This window comes from Streptomyces sp. GQ60 (assembly GCF_059758875.1).
In genome coordinates this window covers 47,460-67,906 of record NZ_JCAXEG010000016.1, presented here as the reverse complement: position 1 = coordinate 67,906, position 20,447 = coordinate 47,460, and the positions used below count along the sequence as shown (strand labels likewise).

Genomic DNA, 20,447 nt, shown 5'->3' with positions numbered 1-20,447 from the left:
GCCTGACACGAAACTGCCAGGCGAATTCCCTGCCAAACGAAAAGCATGACAACCGTCCGAGGGGCATGCCAAGCTCATTCTCAGAACGAACCGGAAAGCAGCCACAAGCCGCTGACGGTCTTACTGAAGCCCCCCTTCGGTAGACATTGCTGAATACCCTTCCAGCACCCCCTCCTACACAAAGGAACGGCCATATGGAGAACGAGAAGAACCTGGTCATGGAGATCCTCGAGGACGACAACTTCGACTTCGACGCCGAGTTCTCCCCGCGCCAGGACGTCGGCCACTGAGGCCCGCTACGTCACGCGGCCGGTCGTCCGAGAGGACACCGGCCGCGTCGGCCTATCTACCCTGATTTCCCGGACAGCGGTGACTTTGATGAGCAGCCAGATCAGCCAGATCAACCAGGTCCGTCAGGTCCGTCAGACGGCCATCGACGCAGAGAAGTGGAAGGCGTTCACGGCCGCGCAGGCCCCGGACTTCACCGCGACGTCCTTCCTGCCCGCCCTCGTCACCGATCCCGGTCACATCGGCCGGCTGATCGACGACAGCCTCCGCACAGCCACCCGTACCACCCCGGGTGACCTGCGGCTGCGGGCCTTCCGGCCCGGAGCGTTCGACTACGCGCTGACGAAGCGGTTCATCGACTCGCCCCTGGCCCCCGGTGAGAGCGCCGTCGAATGGCTCGCCCGTACCGCCGGCAGCCCCGAGGCCTGCCTGGCCGTCAACGACGTCTCCTCCTGGAACCTGCCGCTCGCGGAATGGGTCGCCGCCCTCCTGCGGGACATCGTCGTCGAGGGTGTCCACGAACTCCCCTCCGGAACCGACGTGTACACCTTCGTGGCCGACGCGGGCTGGACCCCGTTCGGAATCCACAAGGACGCGGAGCCGTCGCTCATCTTCCACCTCGGCCCCTCGCCCAAGGAGGTATGGGTCTGGCAGGAGAACCCCTTCGACGCCTCCGGGATAACCCCCAGCCCGTCCTTCGGGCGCATCACCTTCGACATCGATCAGCACCTCGGTACCGCGGAGCGCTTCGTGCTCCAGCCCGGAGATTTCCTCTGCATACCGAAGGACACGTACCACGTGTTCCGCAATCTCGGCCCCTCCGCCTTTCTCGGTCTCACCCTTTATCCGGCGAAAGCCCGCTCGATCGTCACCGAGGCCCTGTGGCGCTCCGCCGCCGCGTTCGACGCGCCCGCGCTCGCCGACTACCCCACCGGCCGGCAGGTCGCCGACTGGGCCCGGGACCTGTTCGCGGACGCGGCCGGCTCCGCCGCCACCCTCCCGCTCGCCGACCGGATCGCCGACGAACTCGCCCTCGGCGGGCTGCGGCTGCGCACCACCGGGCGGCTCAGCCGCCCGCACCCGGCCGCGCTGCCGGCCGACGGCCCCGCCGACGGCCTCCTGCTGCGCTGGACCCATCCCGGTGCCGTCGCCGCCGCGCGCACCGCCTCGGGCGCCGTCCTCGTCGTACGCGGCCGTGCCCTGCCCGTCCCCGACGGGCTCGACTTCACCGCACTGGAGCAGGCCACGCGCTCCACGCGGCCGTTCACCCTCGCCGGGCTCGCCGAACAGCTCCCGGCGGACCTGGACGCCGCCCGCCGCACCGCGCTGGCCCGCCGGCTCTACCTGCTGGGGGCGGTGACGGCGGCGTGAGCGGCTTCGACGGCTTCGCCTACGCCCAGCACCTGCTGAGCGCCCTCGGCGGACCCGACGCCCTTCCGCCGGCCTCCGGCGTCCGTCTGTACTCTCCGGCCGAGTCCCCGGCCGAGTCCCCAGCCGCCGGCCCCGCCGAAGGCGCCGTCGCCCTGCTGGCCGGCGTCTGGTCCGCACTGGCCCGCCCCGGCGCGCTGGCCTCCAACTTCCGCCTCGTCGAGTCGGGCCGCCAGGTCGACCGCAGCCGCTGGATGCGCTCGCGAGTCGGCGACGGCGAGGTCCTGCACACCACCCTGGTCCCGGCCTACCTGCACCGTGCGATCGAGCGCGGCGCCACCCTCGTCATCAGCCACATCGAGGCCCTGGACGAGCGCGTGATGCTGCTGTGCGAGGCCGTCGAGTACCAGCTCCACGCACGAGCCTGGGTCAACTGCTACATCACCGCGGGCGACGCGTCCGCCTTCGACGTCCACTCGGACGACCACGACGCCCTGATCCTGCAGCTCCTCGGACGCAAGCACTGGCAGGTCGACACGCGCGTCGGCGACCGCTCCCGCGACCTGGCCCCCGACAGCCTGGACCGGGTCCTGGAGCCCGGCATGTGCCTGTCCGTGCCGCGCGACACCGCCCACTGCGTTTCGGGCACCGGCGAGCTCACCGTCCACCTCACCATCGGCTACGAGCCCTTCGCCGATCTGCGCGAGGAGGCCCTCGCCGCCCACGAACTCCTCGGCACCAGCCCCGCCGAGCCGGACCCGGAATGGCTCGCCACCCGCCTAGCCATGCGGCCCGACCGCCGCGTCGGCGTCTCCCTTCCCTCCGTCCTGACCGGCGAGGTCGGCGATCGCACCCGCATCCGGTGGGCGAGCCGCTTCCCGCCGAAGATCCGACCCGCCGACGACTGCCTCGTGGTCCTCACCATGGGCCGCCGCATCCGGCTCGACCGCCGCCTGGAACCCACGATCAGCCTGCTCGCCCGCGGCTCCGCCCTGACCTGGTACGAGCTGGCCGCCCAGAGCGACCTGCCCGCCGCCGACCTGCGCGAGCTGATCCGCTTCGGCGCGCGCAACGACTTCCTCATCTGCGAAGGGTGACCGTGTCCACGACCGTCCGACTCAAGGACAGGACCGCGATCCTGCGGGAACGGCGCTTCGCCACGTTCTTCGCGGGAAACGTCGTCTCCAAGATCGGTGACGCGGCCGTCCCCGTAGCCTTCGCCCTGGCCGCGTACCAGGTGTCCGGCTCCGCCGCGGGCATCACCTGGGTGCTGCTCTCGCTGTGGGGCGCCCGGTTCCTCATGGTCGCCACCGGCGGCCGCGTCGCCGACCGGTACGACCGGATCAAGGTGATGATGGGCGCGGACGTGCTGCGCCTCGTCGCCCAGGGCGCCCTGGCCCTGCTGTTCGCCGGACTGCTGCCCGTCGAGAGCTGGCACCTGTGCCTGTCCGCGGCCGTCTACGGCGTCGGCACGGCCCTCTACGTCCCCGCCCAGATCGGCCTGACACCCGAACTCGTCCCCGAGGGGCGGCTCCAGGACGCCAACGGCCTGCTGTCCCTCGTCGCCGACGTCGCGTTCCTGCTGGGCCCCGTCCTCGCCGGCGTGCTGATGACCACCGTCGGCTTCACCTGGGTCCTGTGGCTCGACGTCGCGTCCTTCGCCGTCAACCTCGTCCTGCTGCTGCGGCTGTCGCGCCTCCACACCCCGGCGCGCCGGGCCCGGACCGCACCCGCCCCCGACACCGTCCTTGACGCCGCCGACGCCGCCGACGCCGCCGACGCCGCCGACAGCGAGGACACCCGTTTCCGCGCCGGTCTCGCGGTCATGGCCCGGTACCCGTGGTTCGGCTTCGGCATGGCCCTGTGGTTCCTCGTCTCCCTCGGCATCGGCCTGACCGCCGTCGCCGGCCCCGTCATCGCGGTCGAGTCCCTCGGCGGCGGCGGCGCCTGGTCGGTCCTCGCGACCTGCCTCGCCGTCGGCTCGCTGCTCGGGTCCCTCACCGTGATCTCGGCGTCGAAGCAGCACCCCTGGAGGGCCGCCGCGGTCGTCGTCACCCTCGGCGCCGTCCTGCAGTTCACCACCCTGACCCTGCGCGACCACCTGCCGACCGCCGTCATCGCGGCCTCGTTCGTGCTGTGCGCCCTGACGACCGCCGCCTGCGGCATCGTCTGGGACACCGCCTACCAGAGCGAGATCCCCGAGCGCTACCTCTCGCGCGTCGGCTCCGTGGACAACTTCGTCAACGCCGTCGGAGTGCCTCTCGGCATGCTCGCCGGCGGCCTCTTCACCGACCACTACGACGTGGTCTTCCTCGTGCTCTCCCTCCTCCTCGTGCTGCTCGGTCTCCCGGCCGCCCGTCTGGCCGGCCGGGGAAGGAAGGCAACCCCATGAACCTCGCCACCGTCCTCGACGTGCCGGCGACCGGCGCCGCCGCGCACCTCCACTCGCGCGGCGACCGCTTCGTCGTCATCGACGACCTGCTGCCCCAGGCCGACTTCGCCGCGGTGACCGCCGAGTTCACCGCCCTGCGCCTGAAGCCCGTCCTGTCGACCATCGACCCGGTCTACGACGGCTTCGCCTACCGCGCGGGCTCGGACAAGCAGCCGCTCGCGACCACCGCCGCCGACGCCCCGCGCTGGCAGCGCGCCGTCAAGGAACAGGTCACCGCGCACCTGGACGTCGTAGCCGCCCGCAAGGACGACGACGGCCTCGCCCTCAGCTTCAGCGCCTGGGGCTACCCGGCGGGCTCCCGCCTCAGCTGGCACAACGACGCGGGCGCCGGCCGCGTGGGCGCGTTCGTCTACTTCACCCACCAGGACTGGGACGCGAGCTGGGGCGGCGCCCTCGCTCTGATCGACGAGGAGTCCCGCGCCGAGGCCGGCGACGGCGCCGCCCTCGTCCACAGCCCCGTCCACCCCACGCTGATCCTGCCGCGGCCCAACCGCCTCGTCGTCTTCCGCTCCCACACCATGCACGCCGTCCAGCGCGTCGACTCCGCCGCCGGCGACCGGCTGCGCCGGACCTGGACCGGCTTCATCACCGAGGGAAACACCCATGACTGACACGCTCACCGCCCCCGCCGCCCTCGAACGGCTCGGCTGGAACTCCGCCGACGAGGACCGCTGGACCGGGCCGGGCGCCCCCGCCCGCGTGGTCGTCAACCACGGATCGGTGTGCGAGGTCCTGCTCACCGCGGCCGACGGGCGGCTCGTCCAGCACAGCGCGACCACCGCGCCCCAGCTGCCCGCCACCCCCGTCGCCGGCGACTGGGTCGAACTCGGCGCCGACGGCCGCATCCACGCCGTCGCCACCCGCCGGGCCGTCCTGAGCCGCGCGGGCTCCGCCGGCAGCGGGCACCAGGTCATGGCGGCCAACATCGACACCGTCCTGATGGTCGTCCCGCTCGAGGGCGGCCTCAACGCCAAGATGGTGGAGCGCCTCTCCGTCATGGGCTGGGAGAGCGGAGCCCAGCCGGTGCTCGTCCTGTCCAAGAGCGACCGGACCCGTGACGAGGGTGCCGAGGACGCGGCCGCCGCCGAACTCCTCAGCCCCGGCGTCCCCGTACTGCCCGTCAGCGTCCACACCGGCCAGGGCCTCGACACCCTGCGCACCTGGCTCGGTCCCGGCACCACCGCCGTCATGCTCGGCCCCTCCGGCGCGGGCAAGACCTCGCTGCTCAACGCACTCGAAGGCACCCACGAGGCGGTCACCGGGGTCGGCCGCGCGGGCGGCCGCCACACCACCACCACCCGCCGCCTCCACCTCCTCGCCTCCGGCGGAGTCCTCCTCGACATCCCCGGCATCCGCTCCCTCGAGGTCGCCGCGAGCCGGGAGTCCGTCGACGACGTGTTCGCCGACCTCGCGGCCCACGCCCGGCGGTGCCAGTACGGGGACTGCGGCCACGACGGGGACGGCGGCTGCGCCGTCGAGGAGGCCGTCCGCACCGGCGGCCTGCCGTCCGCCCGCCTCGCCAACTGGCGCAAGCTCCAGGGTGAGATCGCCTACCGGGAACGCCGCGAGGACCCCTCCGCCATGGCCGACATCCGCCGCCAGTGGAAGGCCGTCAGCAAGCAGGCACGCCGGGGCCGCCGGGGCTGAACCGGCGGCCCCGGCGGTATCACCACGGCTACTTCGGGTCGCTGTTGAACTTCGAGGTCGACCAGAAGTAGCCGAGCACGGTGAGACCCGCGCACCAGGCGACGGCGAGCCACCCGTTGTGGCCGATCTCGCTGCCGAGCAGCAGGCCCCGCAGGGTTTCGATGGCGGGCGTGAACGGCTGGTACTCGGCGACCGGCTGGAACCAGCCGGGCATCGAGTCCACCGGGACGAAGGCGCTCGAGATGAGCGGCAGGAAGATGAGCGGCATCGCGTTGTTGCTGGCGGCCTCGGCGTTCGGGCTGATCAGGCCCATGCCGACCGCGATCCAGGTCAGCGCCAGGGCGAAGAGCACGAGCAGCCCGAAGGCCGCGAGCCATTCCAGGGCCGTGGCATCCGTGGAGCGGAAGCCGATGGCCACGGCGACGGCCCCGACGAGGACCACGCTCATCACGCACTGCAGCACGCTGCCGACGACGTGCCCGACGAGCACCGACGGGCGGTGGATCGCCATGGTGCGGAACCGGGCGATGATGCCCTCGGTCATGTCGTTGGAGACGGAGACCGCGGTGCCGATCGTGGTGCTGCCGATGGTCATCAGCAGGAGCCCCGGGACGAGATAGGCGATGTACGCGGAGCGGTCCGCGCCGCCGCCGCCGATGCCCGCGCTCATGACGTCGCCGAAGAGGTAGACGAAGAGCAGGAGCAGCATGACCGGGGTGAGCAGCAGGTTCAGGGTGAGGGACGGGTAGCGCCGGGCGTGCAGGAGGTTGCGGCGCAGCATCGTGGAGGAATCGCGCAGGGCGAAGGAGAGGGAGCTCATCGGACAGCCTCCTTGGGCTGGGTGGGCTCTGCGGCGCCACCGGTCAGGGCGAAGAACACGTCGTCGAGGTCGGGCATGTGCACGGTCAGCTCGTCCGCCTCGATGCCGGCGGCGTCGAGCCGGTCGAGGATGGAGCGCAGTTCGCGCTGGCTGCCGTCGCTGGGGATCTGCAGCGCCAGGGCTTCGTCGTCCCGGGTGACCTCGCCGAGCGCGGCGGCGGCGGCGGACCGGTACGCGGCCGGGTCGGAGAACCGCAGTCGTACGTGGCCTCCGGGGATCAGCCGCTTGAGCTCCTCGGCGGTGCCCTCGGCGGCGATCCTTCCGTCGTTCAGCACCGCGATGCGGTCGGCGAGTTCGTCGGCCTCCTCCAGGTACTGGGTGGTGAGGAAGACGGTGACGCCGCCGGTGACGAGTTCGCGGATGATCTGCCACATGTTGTGGCGGGAGCGGGGGTCCAGGCCCGTGGTCGGTTCGTCGAGGAAGATGATCCGCGGGTTGCCGACCAGGGTCATCGCGATGTCCAGGCGCCGCTTCATGCCGCCGGAGTAGGTGGAGGCGGGCTTCTTCGCCGCCTCCGTGAGGTCGAAGCGGTCCAGCAGTTCGGCGGTGACCCGCCGCCCCTCCCGCTTGGACAGGTGGTGCAGGTCCGCCATGAGGAGCATGTTCTCCTCGCCGGTGATCAGCCCGTCGACGGCGGAGAACTGGCCGGTGACGCCGATCGCGGCGCGCACCCCGTCCGGGGAGCCGGCGACGTCGTGGCCCGCGACCCGGGCCTGTCCGCCGTCGGCGCCGATGAGCGTGGACAGGATCTTCACGACGGTGGTCTTGCCGGCACCGTTCGGGCCGAGCAGCGCGAACACGGACCCGGCCGGAATGCTCAGGTCGATGCCGTCGAGGACGGTCTTGTCACCGTAGGACTTGCGCAGACCGGTGGTGGAGACGGCGGACGGCGACGGGTGACCGTCCCCCTGCCGTGATGTGGACATGACAGAAGAAGGCATGGAGCCCTCCATTCGAAGGCTGAAGTGACAGGGGGGAGGGGAAGGGGCAGGCGCTCGATCAGGCCCTGGCGCGGCGGACGTCGATGTTGCCGTACTTCGTGCGGGCGCGGACCTTGACGGTGTCCGCGGTCTCGTCCGGGCTCCCGGACGCGGTGAGGGTGTTGCGCACCTGGCCGGAGCCCGAGCTGACGTCGAGCCAGGCGGCCGTGCCCTCGCGGACGCCGACCTCGATGGCCCCGTAGGAGGTCTCCAACTCGACGGTGCCGCGCACCACTTCGCCCACCCGCAGAGTGCCGTGGGCGGTCTTGGCGGTGACCGATTCCTCGGCGCGCACGATCTCGATGTCACCGTTGGCACCGCTCACCCGCAGCTCGCCGGTCGCGGCGCCGACGGTCGTGGTGCCGTGCGAGTTCTTCAGGACGGCGGGGCCGTCGACGAAGCCGAGGCGCAGGCTGCCGGAGCTGGTGGTGATCTCGGTCGCGCCCTCGGCCCGGTCCACGGTGATCGAGCCGTGCGACGCGGTCAGCTTGAGCGGGCCGGTCGTGTCGAGGCGGACGTCGCCCGCCGAGGTCTTCACCCGGACCTCGCCGAGCCTGCCCTCGCCGAGCACCTGGGTCCAGGAGCCGGTCGTGTCGACGTGCGAGCCGGCGGGCAGTTCGACCGTCACGTCGACGACGCCGGGGCGGCCGAACGGATTGGACTTGGGCGTCCTGACGTTCAGCACGCCGCCGGCGAACGCGACCTCGGTCTGCTCGGCCGCCCGTACGTCCTTGTCCCGCTTCGGGTCTCGGGGCCGCACCGCGACGACGGTGTCGACGCGGTCGCCCGCGGTGAACTGGATGGAGCCGGCCTCCACGTGCGCGGTGACCGAGATCGCTCCGGAGGTGTCGAAAGTAGGCATGGCTGTCCCGTCCTCTTGGGTCTTCAGGGCGTCCCCGCTGGTGGGACGTGGTGTGGGCGAAGTGATGCGATGCGGTTGCCAGGCGCCGGGCGGGTCTAGCGCACCCAGCCGGTGAAGCTCTGTCCCACGCTCTGGGCCTTCTCCGGCGTCCGGGGCCGAGTGCCGCCGTCGACCGCCGCCGACACGGCGCGCACCAGCCACGCGTTGACCGACAGCCCCTCGCGGCTCGCGGCCTCCTCGGCGCGGGCCTTGAGGTGGGCCGGCAGCCGCAGGTTGACGCGGGCGGTGCCGCCCTCGTCGCCGTCGGCGGGCGCCTGGGCGGCGGGCGGCTCGGCGTACGCAGGAGCGGCCGGCTCCGCCGCGGGGGCGCTGCCCTCGGTGGAGGGCAGCATCACCACGAACTCGGGGTCGAGACCGCGCAGCCGTACGTCGACCGAGCCGGGGGCGAGTTCGCGGGTGATCTCGTCCATCGCGGCGGAGAGCACGTTGAGCAGGGTCAGCCGGGTCGCCGACTCCAGAGGGGCGGTGAGCCTCTCGGCCAGCTTGCGGGCTTCGTCGCCACCGGCCTCGGCGGCGACGGCGAGCTCTTGGCGGAGGGTGGTGACGTAGGGCGTGAGGTCCATGTCGCCTAGCATGGCACAGCAGTGGCGCCATGTCGAGCCAATCTGGCACCACTCAATCAAGCGATGGCGCCACCATGTACGAACATGCAGGTCAGGCCCATGCGCACGGTGGCGCCACACCCGAATGAAGGTGTCAGGACGTGGCCGCGGTCCGCCGCGCGTAGTGGCGGGCCGCCTTCGCCCGGTTCCCGCACCCCGTGCTCGTGCACCACCGCCGGGTGCCGTTGCGGCTGACGTCGTGGAACCACAGCCCGCACGACGGGTCCGCACAACTGCGCACCCGGTCCCCCGCGGTGCCGAGCAGCCGCAGGTAGTCCGCCGCCACGAGGTACCCGAGCAGGCGGCCCGAGTCGGGCGCCTCCAGCCGTTCGACCGGCCCGGTGGCCGTGAGCAGCCGGCGGATCCGGCCCGCGTCGAGCAGCCGGTTGAAGGCGCCGAGCGCCGCCGGCCCCGCGTCGGCCCGGCCGGCCACGCCGGCCAGTGCCGAACGGGCGGCCCGGGCCGCGGTCAGGGTCGCCCGGTCGGCACGCAGCTCGCCGCGGGCGTACGCGGCGGCCGACCGGCACCCGGCCAGCCAGCAGGCGAGCCCCGCGGTGGAGTCCAGCAGGTCGTAGCGGCCGTACCGGTCGTGCCAGAGGGTGTTGAGGAGGTCCAGGCTGAGCGGCTCGCCGGTCAGCGGACGCGGATCGGTCGCGGGCGCCCCCGTCCCCGCGCTCACCCCCGCGGCCCGAGGTGCACGGATTCGGGACCGGCCGCGAAGGCGCAGTACGGCGACGAGCCCTCGGCCCGGTACAGCTCCACGGCCTGCGGCGCCGCGAGGATCCCCGGCAGGAGCAGCTGCCACAGCCGGGTCAGGTGTCCGCGCAGCGGCCCGCAGGACCGGCCCGGCCGGTGCTCCTCGCTGCGCAGGCACACGTCCATCCCGATCAGGGAGTACACGAGCTGCGCGGCCGTCCCGAAGGGGTCGGCCGCGCCGGCCAGGGCGTCGGCCAGCTCCTCACGGACGGCATCGGTCCAGGAGACGCTGCCGTCGGGGTAGTGGACGAACTCCCGGGTCAGCCGCGCGCCCGCCCGTACGACGGGGTCGTGACCGAGCCGCCCGGCGACGGCGTGGGTCATGTCGACGGCGGTCTGCAAGGGCCGGATCCCGCGGTGCGGCACCGCGCCCAGCGCGCCGACGATCGTCTGGCGGGCTTCCGTGCGCACCGCTCTGATCAGGTCGTCCTTGGCGGGGAAGTGGTACATCAAGGCGCCTTTGGTCACTCCCGCGGCGGTGCAGATGACGGCGAGCGAGGCCCCTTCGTAGCCGTAGAGGTCGATGGCCTTGGCGGCGCCGTTGATCAGAGCCCTGCGCGTCCGCTCGGCTCGCTCCTGCTGCGCCATGGGCGCTCCTCGTGCGTAGGGGGTGGAGACGTACGGGTGGTGTGGTTCGGGCGGGCCCGCCCGAACCACACCACCCGTACGGTCAGGCCGCGGTGCCGGCCGGGACGGAGGCCAGGCCGTCCTCGAAGCTCTTGCGGAGCTGGGCGCGGCGGAGCTTGCCGATGCCGGTCTTGGGGATCTCGGACCGGTCGACGGGCAGCAGGTGCGGCACGTCGACGCCGAGCCGCTCGCGGACCCGCTCGCGGATCCGCTCGCCCTGTTCCCCGGTGATGGTGCCGGTGCGGGGGCTGAAGAAGACGGCGAGCTCCTCGGGGCCGCCGGGCTCGGCGGTGACGAGGGAGGCGACGGTGTACGAGGGCTCGATGAAGTCGAGTTCCTCGACTGCGGCCTCGATCTCGTGGCCGTGGTAGGCGATCTCCCCGAGCTGGATGACGTCGTCGGTGCGGCCGGTGACGGTGAGGATGCCGTTCTCGACGTACGCCAGGTCGCCGGTCTTGAACCAGCCGTCGTCCGTGAAGGACTGCCGGTTCTGCACGGGGTTGTCGTAGTACCCCGAGGTGATGGTCGAGCCGGTGACCTGGAGGCGGCCGGTGACGCCCCACGGCACGAGGGCGCCGTGCTCGTCGACGACCCGGATGCGGGTGCCGGGCTGCGGACGGCCGACGGGTACGTAGCGGTCGTCGCCGGCGGCGGCCTCGGTGAACTGGCAGTCGGCCACGCCCGCGGTGGTCTCGGACATGCCCCAGCCGGGGAACATGGCGGTGGCGGGCAGCCCGTAGGGGGCCAGCAGGTCCAGGAAGCGGCGTACGACGCCGGAGCGGACGGCCTCGCCGCCGTTCATGATGTAGCGCAGCGGGCTGAGGTCCCAGCCGCGGCCCTCGAAGCGGTCGGCCTGGTCGTTGACGAGCACGAAGGCGAAGTTGGGCGCCCAGGTGGTGTCGGCCCGGTGGGTGGAGACGGCGTCGAGCCAGCGCAGCGGGTCTTCCAGCACCCACTGGATCTTGGCGTGGACCTGGGCGCAGCCGAGGAAGACGTCGCGCGCGTGGAACATGACCAGGCCGCCGATGTGGTCCAAGGGCATCCAGTTGAAGGTGCGGGTGTCCGCGTCGAGCTTGTTCACGCGGGAGGTGGCGGCGCTGCGCGTGAGGATGTTGCGGTGCGTGAGGCTGACGGCCTTGGGCACGCCGGTGCTGCCGGAGGTGAGCAGCAGGACGGCCGGGTCCGCCGCGTCCGGCTCGTGCCAGAAGAGGTCCGGCGCGTGGGCGGTGCGCAGGCTCGCCACGTCGCCCAGGTGGGCGGCGCTCCAGCCGGGGTCGGCGGCGACGGCGGGCGCGATCTCCTGGCCGGTGCCGGTCAGGACGCGCGGGCGGCCGTACCCGCCCCAGACGCGTTCCAGCAGGCCGGGGCCGTTGACCGCGTCGGCGCTGACGGGCAGCGGCAGGAAGCCGCCGAGGACACAGCCCCAGAAGCCGGCGAGGAGGTCGGCGTCGTCGGCGGACTGGAGGATGATCTTCTCGCCGGCCGCGGCGCCGGAGGCGCGCAGGCCTGCCAGGACGCGCGAGGCGTCGTCGAGCAGATCGGCGTAGCTCTGGTGCGCCTCGGTGCCGTCGGCGCGTATGTACGTCACCCCGCGCCCGTCGCTCTCGGAGACGGCGCGGACGAGGGCGGCGCCGAGGTGCGCGACGCCGGGGTCGGGGGCGGGCCCGCCGTCGAGCAGCGATGTGACGGTGCCGGTCATGCCTGGTTCTCCTCTTGCTGAGCGGTGTCGGACGCGGTGTCGGCGGGGGTCGCGGTGGCCACGATGACGAGCGGTCCCCGGCCGTGGAAGGGCGCGGGCTCCTTGCGGAACCCGCCGTACTCGGCCGTGATGGTCAGTCCCGCCGCGGCCAGCAGGTCGCGCACCTCGGGCCCCGTCAGGACGGCCTGGTCGAAGAAGTTGTCGTACATGGCGACCGTGCCGTCCGCGGTGCGGACCAGCAGGGTCTCCTCGTTGCGCCAGTTCGCGGCGTGCGCGTTGATGAACTGGCGGGCAAGGCGGGTGATGAGGATCCCGTCCCGGCGGTGGTGGCCGACGCCGTTGGGCTGGAAGGAGTCGACGAAGTTCAGCAGGTGGCCGAACTCCAGGACGACCTGCCCGCCCGGGTTCAGCAGCTCGCGGACGGAGCGCAGGACGGCCGGGAGCCGGCCGCGGTCCAGGTAGTTCAGCGTCATGAAGAGGCTGTACACGAGGTCGTAGCGCTCGTCGGTGCGGTACTCCTCGGCGCGGGCCTCCACGTAGGAGACGCCCTCGCCGCCGGCGGCGCGGGCGTACTCCACGAACGCGGCGCTCTGGTCGACGCCGGTGCCGCGGTGGCCGCGCTCGCGCAGGGCGCGCAGGTTGGAGCCGGTGCCGCAGCCCAGGTCGAGTACGGTGCCCGCCTCGGGGAGCAGGGACGCGAGGAACTCCGTCTCGGCGTCGAGGTTGCGGAAGTCCTTCCGCATGATCTCGTAGTACTCACCGGGGAATTCGAAGCTCGTGCCGGTCAAATCCGTCATCCTCCTCGGATGTAGGTGCTGGTGGGTCGTCGGTGCCCGCCGCGCGGGGACGGGCCCGCCGGCGCCGTCCCGTCCCCTACGTGGGCACGGCTTCGCGCATGGTCCGGTAGCCGCGCGGGGTGAGGCCGTACCGGTCGCGGAAGAGCCGGCTGAAGTGCGAGGCCTGGTAGAGACCGGACCGTTCGCCGATCACCCCGACGGGCAGGTGTTCGAGCCGGGGGTCGCGCAGCTCCGACCGGCAGCGGGCGAGGCGCTCGTCCCGGATCCACCGGGCGGGGCTGGTCCCGTGGTCCTGGAAGATCCGCTGGAGGTAGCGCAGCGAGATGTTGTGGTGCTCGGCGACCGCCTGCGGGGTGAGTTCGGGGTCGGAGAGCCGCGCGCGAATGTGCGCCTGGATGCCCAGCATGAGGTCGTGCCGGGCCACCTCGTCCTCGGCGGCGACGTGGCGCAGCCGGTCGGCGAGGACGGCCGCGGTCAGGCCCGCCACGGTGGCGCCGACCCGGTCGACGGCGGAGTGGATCTCGGTGCCGTGGTCGTGGAGCCCGGCGAGGAGCTGCGAGAGCAGGGCGCCCGCGCCCATCCGTCCGCACCAGCCGGTGGCGGTGAGCTTCGCGGTGTCGCCGGCCGACATGCCGAGGTGCCGGTGCGGCAGCTGGACCTCCACCAGGTGGAAGGGCCGGGGCAGCAGAAGGCGGTACGGGCGGCTGGTGTCGCAGCAGATGATCTGCGTGCCGCTCGCCTGGCCCCGGCGGCCGTCCTGGTGGACGTGGATCTCGCCGGCCAGTACCCGGAACACCCGCAGGGACTCGGAAGGGTCGGGGCGGATGTGCCGGCCGGGGCGTACGGCCTCGTGGGCCTCCCCGGTGACGAGGGAGATGGTCACGTCGCCGAAGTCGCGGCGGACGGTGGTCCCGTACACGGACTCGCCGTGTGTGCGGATGACCCGCGCCGTGCCCGGGGCGGGCGCGGCGAGCGGTGGACTGCGGTCCGGCACGGATGCGCTCGGCCCGCGGAGGGGCAGCATGTCCATCGTTCTCCTCGCTCCGGGAAGCGTCATGCCCTCGTGGCAAGTGGGCTCATAAAAACATACCTGCATGCACGTACTCGTGCACCATCAGATGTTCCGATACGTAAGGCCCGTCCTCGGCTTTGGTGCGTAAACAGGCCATGAACAGGCGCATTTACGCAAGCCATCCCACAGGTCCACCGGTACAGTTGTGGACGATGACTGGCCGGGCAGTGCGAATTCACGTGCGGTCATGGATGTGTTTTCCGAACGAGGGGTATCACGTGACGATCAAGGTCGGCATCAACGGATTCGGCCGCATCGGCCGCAGCTTCTTCCGCGCCGCCCTTCAGCGGGGCACCGGCCTGGAGGTGGTCGCCGTCAACGACCTCACCGACGCCGCGACGCTGGCCCACCTGCTCAAGTACGACAGCACGCTCGGCAAGCTCGGCCACGACGTCCGCTCCGTCGACGGCAACCTCGTCATCGACGGGCGCACCGTACGCGTGACCGCCGAGCGCGACCCGGCCAAGCTTCCGTGGGGCGAGCTGGAGGTGGACGTGGTCATCGAGTCCACCGGTGTCTTCACGGACGCGCACAAGGCCCGCGCCCACCTGGAGGCCGGTGCCCGCAAGGTCATCATCAGCGCGCCCGCGAAGAACGAGGACCTGACGATCGCCTTCGGCATCAACGACGACCTCTACGACCCGGCCGTGCACGACATCGTCTCCAACGCCTCGTGCACGACCAACTGCCTGGCCCCGCTGGCCAAGGTCCTGGACGACGCCCTCGGCATCGAGCACGGCCTGATGACCACGGTCCACGCCTACACCGCGGACCAGAACCTCCAGGACGGGCCGCACAGCGACCTGCGCCGCGCCCGCTCGGCGGCGACGAACACCGTGCCGACCACCACCGGCGCCGCCAAGGCGATCGGCCTGGTCCTGCCGCAGCTCAAGGGCAAGCTCGACGGGTACGCGCTGCGCGTGCCGATCCCGACGGGCTCCGCCACCGACCTCACCGTCCGCGTCGGCCGCGCGACGACGGCCGAGGAGGTCAACGAGCTCTTCGCGAAGGCCGCCGAGGGCCCGCTCGCGGGCATCCTCACCTACACCGACGAGCCGATCGTCTCCAGCGACATCGTCACCGACCCCGCGTCGTGCATCTTCGACTCGGGCCTGACCAAGGTGATCGGCGAGGGCCGCCAGGTCAAGATCGTCGGCTGGTACGACAACGAGTGGGGCTTCTCCAACCGTGTCGTGGACACCGCCCTGCTGATCGGCGCCCGCTGACCATCGTCAGCTGGCCGGCGCCCGTCCCGACCGGAGGTTTCCGTGATCAAGACCCGCCGTCACGAGGGTGAACAGGCCGTCCAGAAGCAGGCCGGCGAGGGCGGTCCCGGCTGGGGCTCGCCGATGTTCGACGACGTGATCCAACCCGGCTTCGACCAGTACCTGATGCGCCAGCGCATGCTCTTCCTGGGCGGCGCCGACGCCACGGGCGCCATGTGGTCCTCCCTGGTCACGGGCGACCCCGGCTTCGCCCTGCCCACGAGCCCGCGCACGATCACGCTGTCCTGCCCGCCCGTGCCCGGCGATCCGCTCGCCGGAGCCTTCGCGGACCCGGCCGACATCGGACTGCTCGCCCTCGAACCGCACACGACGACCCGGATCCGGATCAACGGCGTGGCGCGGCGCGAAGGGGAGTCGCTGCACATCCGCACCGAGCAGGTGCTGGGCAACTGCCCCAAGTACCTCCAGGTACGGGTCCCGGTCGCGGACGGGCCCGCGTCGGCTCGGGAGACCCGGGACGGCGACGCGCTCACGCCCGGGCAGCAGAAGTGGATCACCGGGGCGGACACCTTCTTCATCGCCAGCCAGGCCGACGGCTACGGCGCGGACTCCTCGCACCGGGGCGGCGACCCCGGTTTCGTCACGGTCGCGGGACCGCGCAGGCTCGTATGGCCCGACTACTTCGGCAATTCCTTCTACATGACCCTGGGCAATCTGCAGCTCAACGAGAACTGCGGACTGCTCTTCCTGGACTGGGAGTCCGGCCACACCCTGCAGCTGACGGGCAAGGCACGGATCAACTGGGCCGAGGAGGACCGGGCGGACGTGCCCGGAGCCCTGCGGATGTGCGAGTTCGACATCGAGCGCGTGGTGCAGATCGACGGGGCGACCCGGCTGCGCTGGGCGTTCGGCGGTCCCTCGCCCTACAACCCGCCGGCACCGGCGCGGGGCTGAACCCCCGCAGCCCCGCGCCGTTCGCCCTTCCCCGCTCGCCCCCCCCGGTCGCCGTCCGGCCGTGCCGCCTCCCCCGTCGGAGCGGCCGGACGGTGTTGTACGCCCCGCCCGAGGCCTCTCCCGTTTAAGGAACGCGCCATGCCCGCCATGCCCGCCACGCCCGGTCCGGACCTGCCCCGCCTGCGCGCCGACGTCTCGACGCTCCCCGCCTACGTGCCGGGCCGCGCGGCCCGTGACGAGTTCGTCGACAAGCTCTCCTCGAACGAGAACCCGTACCCGCCGCTCCCCTCGGTGATCGCCGCGGTCGAGACCTGGCTGGGCCGCCTCAACCGCTACCCCGACCCCGGCGCGGCCGAGCTCGTCGCGGAACTCTCCGGACGCCTCGGCGTACCCGCCGACCACCTGGTGCTGGGCACCGGCTCGGTCGGCATCACCCAGCACCTGGTCGCCGCCGCCGCGGGCCCCGGCGACGAGGTCGTCTTCGCCTGGCGCTCCTTCGAGGCGTACCCGCTGCTGGCCTGGGCCGCCGGGGCCACCTCCGTACAGGTCCCGCTGCGCGAGGAGACCCACGACCTGGACGCACTGGCCGACGCGGTCACCGACCGCACCCGCCTGGTCTTCGTCTGCAACCCGAACAACCCGACCGGCACCGCCGTACGCCGCGCCGAACTGGAACGCTTCCTGGACCGCGTGCCCCCGCACATCCTGGTCGTCATAGACGAGGCCTACCGCGAGTTCGTCAACCCCACCGAAGACATCCCGGACGGCATCGACCTCTACCGGGACCGCCCCAACGTCGCCGTCCTGCGCACCTTCTCCAAGGCCTACGGCCTGGCCGCGCTCCGCGTCGGCTACGCGGTGGCCCACCCGCGCGTGACGGCCGCCCTGCGCGCCTGCTCCGTACCGCTCGGCGTGAGCGGCCCCGCCCAGGCCGCCGCCCTGGCCTCCCTGCGGGCCACGGAGGAGCTCCGCGAGCGCGTGGCCGACCTGGTGGCGGAACGCGACCGCGTCAGCGCCGGCCTGCGCGCGGAGGGCTACGAAGTCCCCGACAGCCACGCCAACTTCGTCTGGCTGCGCCTCGGCTCCCGCACCTCCTACTTCGCGGACGCCTGCGAAGCGGCCGGCCTGATGGTCCGCCCCTTCGGCGAGGAGGGCGTCCGCATCACGATCGGCACCCCGGACGCGAACGACCGCCTCCTCAAAACGGCGGCCCACTGGAACCAGTAACCCGGCACACGGTCGCGTGCAGGGACCTGGGGCCTCAGCTGCTGACGGCCCTCAGCCGCGCGGCCGGCCGGTCCCGCTCGGCCTCTATCGTCGGCGTCAGTCGGAAGACCTTCACCGGACCGACGCTGTCCACGACCTCGAGCCACCCGAGGGCCTCAAGCTCCTTGCGCGTCCGGGAGAACACCGGGGCGCTCATACCCGCGGTCTCAGCAAGCTCGGTGGCCTTGATCCAGACCGACCCGTCCGGCCGCTGGTCAGCGGCCGCGTACAGCATGACGACGATCCGCTGGTTCGGGTTCAGGACGCGTCCCGTGCGCTTGAGGACGTACAGCACGTCCTCGCTGCGGTGGACCTTCATGTCGCGTCTCCCTTGATCTGCCTGCGTTCGCGGTCGCCCGGCTTCGGGGATGCGCATCGTTAGACAGGTCCAGGCCACGGCTAAAGCATTTCTGACGAGGAACCGACGGGGTGGTTTACGGGCCGGGTTTCACCCTCAGATGTAAGTGGTGCCGAGGATGATGACGGCGAGGGCCCCGAGCAGGATCACGACGTAGAGGGCCTGCCGGGCGTACTCGGTCATCAACAGGTCCGCCGGGGCTCTGTGCCCCGAGCAGCCTTGCTGGCTTCCGCGAGGTTCCGCAGGATGCGGGCCAAGGCCCTCGCGTGGTTCCAGTTCGCGTGGTCGCCGTGACTCGACGGACCTACGTCGATGAAGTACGACCACTCGCTCAGCGCGGCTCCCCGCACGTTCGGTCCGCTGAGCCTCCGGAGCCTGAGACACCTCGGTGTGAAGTTCGCACCCTGCGGTGATCAGGTCATCGACCAGGCGGGCCACACATTCGGCGTCAGGGCGCTCCGAATAGGGAGCCAGGGCGCGCGCCGTAAGCTCCTCGGTCGCCCGCGTCCTGCTGGGGTTCATCCTGATGCTCCCTACCGTCGTCAGCGGGTGGTGGAACCAGGGTGTCGGCGATGCAACCGAAGAAGGGGCCCGATTCGGGCCCCTCTCCCTACGCGGCCAGCATGCCGATATCGACGGCCAGACGGCTTGCCCGTTGTCGGCGCTCCGGCACCCGTGACATGGTCTCCTCCAGCACGATGGAGCGGGCGTACCCGTTGTAGCGGATCGTCTCCGGAGCGGCCGCGTGCGCCTGCTCCAACGTGGCCAGCGCGGTCTCCCGCTGCCCATCCAGGTAGTAGGCGCGGGCCTGCTCGATGCGGTGCCGAGCTCGGCGCGGCCGGGACGGGATCGCATCGGTCTCGGCCCGGTTGGCCTGCCGCACGGACTCGCCGCCGGCTCGGAGCTCAACCGCGACGGTTACTCCGTGGGCCCCCATCACAGCGCGGCCGAAGGACGTCACCCGATGAAAGTAGTTCTCGGGCAGCTGCCGGGAGACACCTCCTGCCCGGTCCCACCATCCCCACGCGGTGCCGGTGTCACGGCGTTTCGCAGCAGTGAGCCCGGCCTCGACGCGGAGAGCTCCCGTGATCGCCTGCACGTCGAGCGGGGCGTCGGGCAGCCCGGGCTCCAGCAATTGCAGTGCTTGCATGACGAAGTCGTCCGCCTCGTCGTAGTGACCCGGGCCGGAGTCCCGGTGAGCCTGCGCAGCCAGCCACGCTGCCACGCCGATCGCATGCAGGTCTTCGGATTCCTGCGCGGCGACCATGCCACGCTCGGCCACCCGCCACACCAGGGAGGGGTCCGGCTGGTAGGCGACGAAGAACTGGGCGAGGAAGAACGTCTCGGCCTGGAGGGCGAGGGCTGCACGCCGGTCGCTCGCGGTATCAGCCTGGCGGACGGCGAGCTGTGCGTCACGGACCAGCCCGGGTAGCAACCGGCCCAGGATCTCGCGGTGGTTGGGCGCCTCATGGCGGGCGGCCCATGCGGCATCCAGCGCGGCCCGCAGATACGCCTTCGTGGGTGCCTCCCGGGAGCCGGGCGCCGGGTATGCAGAGAGAGCAGCGCGGACTGCGGGGAGGCGATCGTGGCCGGGCCCGAGGAACAGGTCGGTGTGTGGTTCGGCGCCGACATCACCCACGAGGTCGTTCAGGCGGCGGACGCGGAGCACTTCGGCGATGCGGAGGATCTCCGGCAGACGCGGCATCCCTATGGTGCCGGTCTCGATCTTCTTGACCCACGAGGCGTGGTGGCCGACGAGGCCGGCCAGTTGCTCTCGTGTCATGCCTCGGCGGTTGCGGTAGATCTGGACACGTTGCCCGAACGCGACGGGGTTGTCGTACGGGTCGGGGGTAGCATCGGATGACACGGCCTTGCCCCTTCGTTGTGCAGCTCGACACTGACCAGCGTAGGGCGCAGGGCCTTTCTCGTGCGCCCGTGGACGCACAAAAGGAAGGCCCGGCCAGGTTCGGTTCGATGGCCGGCCTGGAAGCCAAAACCCGTTTGGTGCTCAGCCACAGAAGGTGCGCCCAGTACAGCCCGCACCCGGTATCGGGCGTACGGGCGCTACTCCGCACCACAGACGGCATCAGCCACTGTGCTGCTTGCCTCCGACGGAAACCCACTCGGCCTGCCACCCGCCAGCCGACCCGCACCGGAGAAGCGAGCACCGGAGCGCAGCGCAGGGCGCAGCCAACCCGTGGAGTCCGCAGACGCACACCGGGCATCAGTTGGCTCTTATGGAAAAGAGGGCAGTTCCGAAAAACCTGCTTTGACCTGCGAGTTCACGAACGTCGATGTGTCAGCGCTGACACATCGACAGCCGACAATGTGTCGCTGGGCAGCACCAAGGACATTCTTTTCTCCCAATGGAATGGGAGAAAACTGCAAACATGCTGGTCAGCCCCGCAGAGTCTCCGGCGCCCGCGAGAAGCGTGTCGGCGCCAACACCAAAAAGTCACACTAATTGGGAGAATTTGCCTAAGCCCACTGGGACAACCCGCTAGGTTGCGTGACAACTTCCCCCTTGAGTGAGGACGGAACCCACGCACATGG

Annotated in this window: 19 protein-coding genes; 8 read left to right on the top strand and 11 right to left on the bottom strand. The window is 71.6% G+C overall.

Features of this window, described 5'->3' with window-relative positions; genetic code table 11:
- The first annotated feature begins 378 nt into the window (after nucleotides 1-378).
- The 5 genes from AC6CKD_RS30255 to rsgA are packed head-to-tail and all read left to right on the top strand — an operon-like array spanning nucleotide 379 to nucleotide 5,755.
- Entirely contained in the window at nucleotides 379-1,659 is a 1,281-nt protein-coding gene (locus AC6CKD_RS30255; protein ID WP_498331702.1) for a cupin domain-containing protein, read from the top strand.
- Entirely contained in the window at nucleotides 1,656-2,753 is a 1,098-nt protein-coding gene (locus tag AC6CKD_RS30250) for a JmjC domain-containing protein (RefSeq protein ID WP_498331700.1), read from the top strand. Before AC6CKD_RS30255 ends, AC6CKD_RS30250 begins: the two co-directional genes overlap by 4 nt.
- Nucleotides 2,754-2,755: 2 nt before the next feature.
- The gene (locus AC6CKD_RS30245; protein WP_498331698.1) at nucleotides 2,756-4,048 is read left to right on the top strand and encodes an MFS transporter; all 1,293 of its coding nucleotides are present in this window, start codon (nucleotides 2,756-2,758) and stop codon (nucleotides 4,046-4,048) included.
- Complete coding sequence (locus AC6CKD_RS30240; RefSeq protein WP_498331696.1) at nucleotides 4,045-4,719, top strand: 2OG-Fe(II) oxygenase; 675 nt, start codon at nucleotides 4,045-4,047, stop codon at nucleotides 4,717-4,719. Before AC6CKD_RS30245 ends, AC6CKD_RS30240 begins: the two co-directional genes overlap by 4 nt.
- Entirely contained in the window at nucleotides 4,712-5,755 is a 1,044-nt protein-coding gene (rsgA, locus tag AC6CKD_RS30235; RefSeq protein WP_498331695.1) for a ribosome small subunit-dependent GTPase A, read from the top strand. Before AC6CKD_RS30240 ends, rsgA begins: the two co-directional genes overlap by 8 nt.
- Nucleotides 5,756-5,783: 28 nt before the next feature.
- Here rsgA and AC6CKD_RS30230 read toward each other — a convergent pair whose 3' ends face one another.
- The 9 genes from AC6CKD_RS30230 to AC6CKD_RS30190 all read right to left on the bottom strand — a co-directional run bounded on the left by AC6CKD_RS30230 (nucleotide 5,784) and on the right by AC6CKD_RS30190 (nucleotide 14,048).
- Nucleotides 5,784-6,575: an ABC transporter permease gene (locus tag AC6CKD_RS30230; protein ID WP_498331693.1), complete on the bottom strand. Its 792-nt coding sequence runs from the start codon at nucleotides 6,573-6,575 to the stop codon at nucleotides 5,784-5,786.
- Nucleotides 6,572-7,576, bottom strand: coding sequence for an ATP-binding cassette domain-containing protein (locus AC6CKD_RS30225; RefSeq protein WP_498331691.1), 1,005 nt, complete (start codon nucleotides 7,574-7,576; stop codon nucleotides 6,572-6,574). The genes AC6CKD_RS30230 and AC6CKD_RS30225 overlap by 4 nt, the downstream gene beginning before the upstream one ends.
- Nucleotides 7,577-7,634: 58 nt before the next feature.
- The gene (locus tag AC6CKD_RS30220) at nucleotides 7,635-8,477 is read right to left on the bottom strand and encodes a DUF4097 family beta strand repeat-containing protein (protein WP_498331690.1); all 843 of its coding nucleotides are present in this window, start codon (nucleotides 8,475-8,477) and stop codon (nucleotides 7,635-7,637) included.
- Between the two features lie 95 nt (nucleotides 8,478-8,572).
- A complete protein-coding gene (locus tag AC6CKD_RS30215; protein ID WP_498331688.1) occupies nucleotides 8,573-9,100 on the bottom strand; it encodes a toxin-antitoxin system HicB family antitoxin in 528 nt (175 codons plus the stop codon).
- A gap of 133 nt (nucleotides 9,101-9,233) precedes the next feature.
- The gene (locus AC6CKD_RS30210; protein ID WP_498331686.1) at nucleotides 9,234-9,818 is read right to left on the bottom strand and encodes a CGNR zinc finger domain-containing protein; all 585 of its coding nucleotides are present in this window, start codon (nucleotides 9,816-9,818) and stop codon (nucleotides 9,234-9,236) included.
- Nucleotides 9,815-10,483 (bottom strand): TetR family transcriptional regulator, encoded by a 669-nt coding sequence (locus AC6CKD_RS30205; protein ID WP_498331684.1) that lies wholly within the window; start codon nucleotides 10,481-10,483, stop codon nucleotides 9,815-9,817. Before AC6CKD_RS30205 ends, AC6CKD_RS30210 begins: the two co-directional genes overlap by 4 nt.
- An 82-nt stretch (nucleotides 10,484-10,565) precedes the next feature.
- A complete protein-coding gene (locus AC6CKD_RS30200; RefSeq protein ID WP_498331683.1) occupies nucleotides 10,566-12,221 on the bottom strand; it encodes an AMP-binding protein in 1,656 nt (551 codons plus the stop codon).
- Entirely contained in the window at nucleotides 12,218-13,018 is an 801-nt protein-coding gene (locus tag AC6CKD_RS30195; protein ID WP_498331681.1) for a class I SAM-dependent methyltransferase, read from the bottom strand. The genes AC6CKD_RS30200 and AC6CKD_RS30195 overlap by 4 nt, the downstream gene beginning before the upstream one ends.
- 76 nt (nucleotides 13,019-13,094) lie before the next feature.
- Entirely contained in the window at nucleotides 13,095-14,048 is a 954-nt protein-coding gene (locus AC6CKD_RS30190) for a helix-turn-helix domain-containing protein (RefSeq protein ID WP_498331680.1), read from the bottom strand.
- A 260-nt stretch (nucleotides 14,049-14,308) separates the two neighbouring features.
- Here AC6CKD_RS30190 and gap point away from each other — a divergent pair, with 260 nt between their 5' ends.
- The 3 genes from gap to hisC all read left to right on the top strand — a co-directional run bounded on the left by gap (nucleotide 14,309) and on the right by hisC (nucleotide 17,497).
- Complete coding sequence (gene gap, locus AC6CKD_RS30185; protein ID WP_498331678.1) at nucleotides 14,309-15,316, top strand: type I glyceraldehyde-3-phosphate dehydrogenase; 1,008 nt, start codon at nucleotides 14,309-14,311, stop codon at nucleotides 15,314-15,316.
- Between the two features lie 42 nt (nucleotides 15,317-15,358).
- Nucleotides 15,359-16,270: a pyridoxamine 5'-phosphate oxidase family protein gene (locus AC6CKD_RS30180; protein ID WP_498331676.1), complete on the top strand. Its 912-nt coding sequence runs from the start codon at nucleotides 15,359-15,361 to the stop codon at nucleotides 16,268-16,270.
- Nucleotides 16,271-16,417: 147 nt separating this feature from the next.
- Complete coding sequence (gene hisC, locus AC6CKD_RS30175) at nucleotides 16,418-17,497, top strand: histidinol-phosphate transaminase (protein WP_498331847.1); 1,080 nt, start codon at nucleotides 16,418-16,420, stop codon at nucleotides 17,495-17,497.
- A gap of 34 nt (nucleotides 17,498-17,531) precedes the next feature.
- Here hisC and AC6CKD_RS30170 read toward each other — a convergent pair whose 3' ends face one another.
- Together AC6CKD_RS30170 and AC6CKD_RS30165 are read right to left on the bottom strand one after the other, a co-directional pair.
- Nucleotides 17,532-17,855, bottom strand: coding sequence for a replication initiation protein, RepL2 (locus AC6CKD_RS30170; protein ID WP_498331675.1), 324 nt, complete (start codon nucleotides 17,853-17,855; stop codon nucleotides 17,532-17,534).
- A 649-nt stretch (nucleotides 17,856-18,504) separates the two neighbouring features.
- Complete coding sequence (locus tag AC6CKD_RS30165) at nucleotides 18,505-19,761, bottom strand: helix-turn-helix domain-containing protein (RefSeq protein ID WP_498331671.1); 1,257 nt, start codon at nucleotides 19,759-19,761, stop codon at nucleotides 18,505-18,507.
- Nucleotides 19,762-20,447 lie beyond the last annotated feature (686 nt).

Coding starts and splice junctions, on each gene's coding strand:
- AC6CKD_RS30195 (WP_498331681.1), bottom strand. CDS start 13,018: ATGACGGATTTGACCGGCACGAGCTTCGAATTCCCCGGTGAGTACTAC.
- AC6CKD_RS30230 (WP_498331693.1), bottom strand. CDS start 6,575: ATGAGCTCCCTCTCCTTCGCCCTGCGCGATTCCTCCACGATGCTGCGC.
- AC6CKD_RS30170 (WP_498331675.1), bottom strand. CDS start 17,855: ATGAAGGTCCACCGCAGCGAGGACGTGCTGTACGTCCTCAAGCGCACG.
- AC6CKD_RS30240 (WP_498331696.1), top strand. CDS start 4,045: ATGAACCTCGCCACCGTCCTCGACGTGCCGGCGACCGGCGCCGCCGCG.
- AC6CKD_RS30220 (WP_498331690.1), bottom strand. CDS start 8,477: ATGCCTACTTTCGACACCTCCGGAGCGATCTCGGTCACCGCGCACGTG.
- AC6CKD_RS30225 (WP_498331691.1), bottom strand. CDS start 7,576: ATGCCTTCTTCTGTCATGTCCACATCACGGCAGGGGGACGGTCACCCG.
- hisC (WP_498331847.1), top strand. CDS start 16,418: ATGCCCGCCACGCCCGGTCCGGACCTGCCCCGCCTGCGCGCCGACGTC.
- AC6CKD_RS30190 (WP_498331680.1), bottom strand. CDS start 14,048: ATGGACATGCTGCCCCTCCGCGGGCCGAGCGCATCCGTGCCGGACCGC.
- AC6CKD_RS30200 (WP_498331683.1), bottom strand. CDS start 12,221: ATGACCGGCACCGTCACATCGCTGCTCGACGGCGGGCCCGCCCCCGAC.
- AC6CKD_RS30255 (WP_498331702.1), top strand. CDS start 379: ATGAGCAGCCAGATCAGCCAGATCAACCAGGTCCGTCAGGTCCGTCAG.
- AC6CKD_RS30215 (WP_498331688.1), bottom strand. CDS start 9,100: ATGGACCTCACGCCCTACGTCACCACCCTCCGCCAAGAGCTCGCCGTC.
- rsgA (WP_498331695.1), top strand. CDS start 4,712: ATGACTGACACGCTCACCGCCCCCGCCGCCCTCGAACGGCTCGGCTGG.
- AC6CKD_RS30205 (WP_498331684.1), bottom strand. CDS start 10,483: ATGGCGCAGCAGGAGCGAGCCGAGCGGACGCGCAGGGCTCTGATCAAC.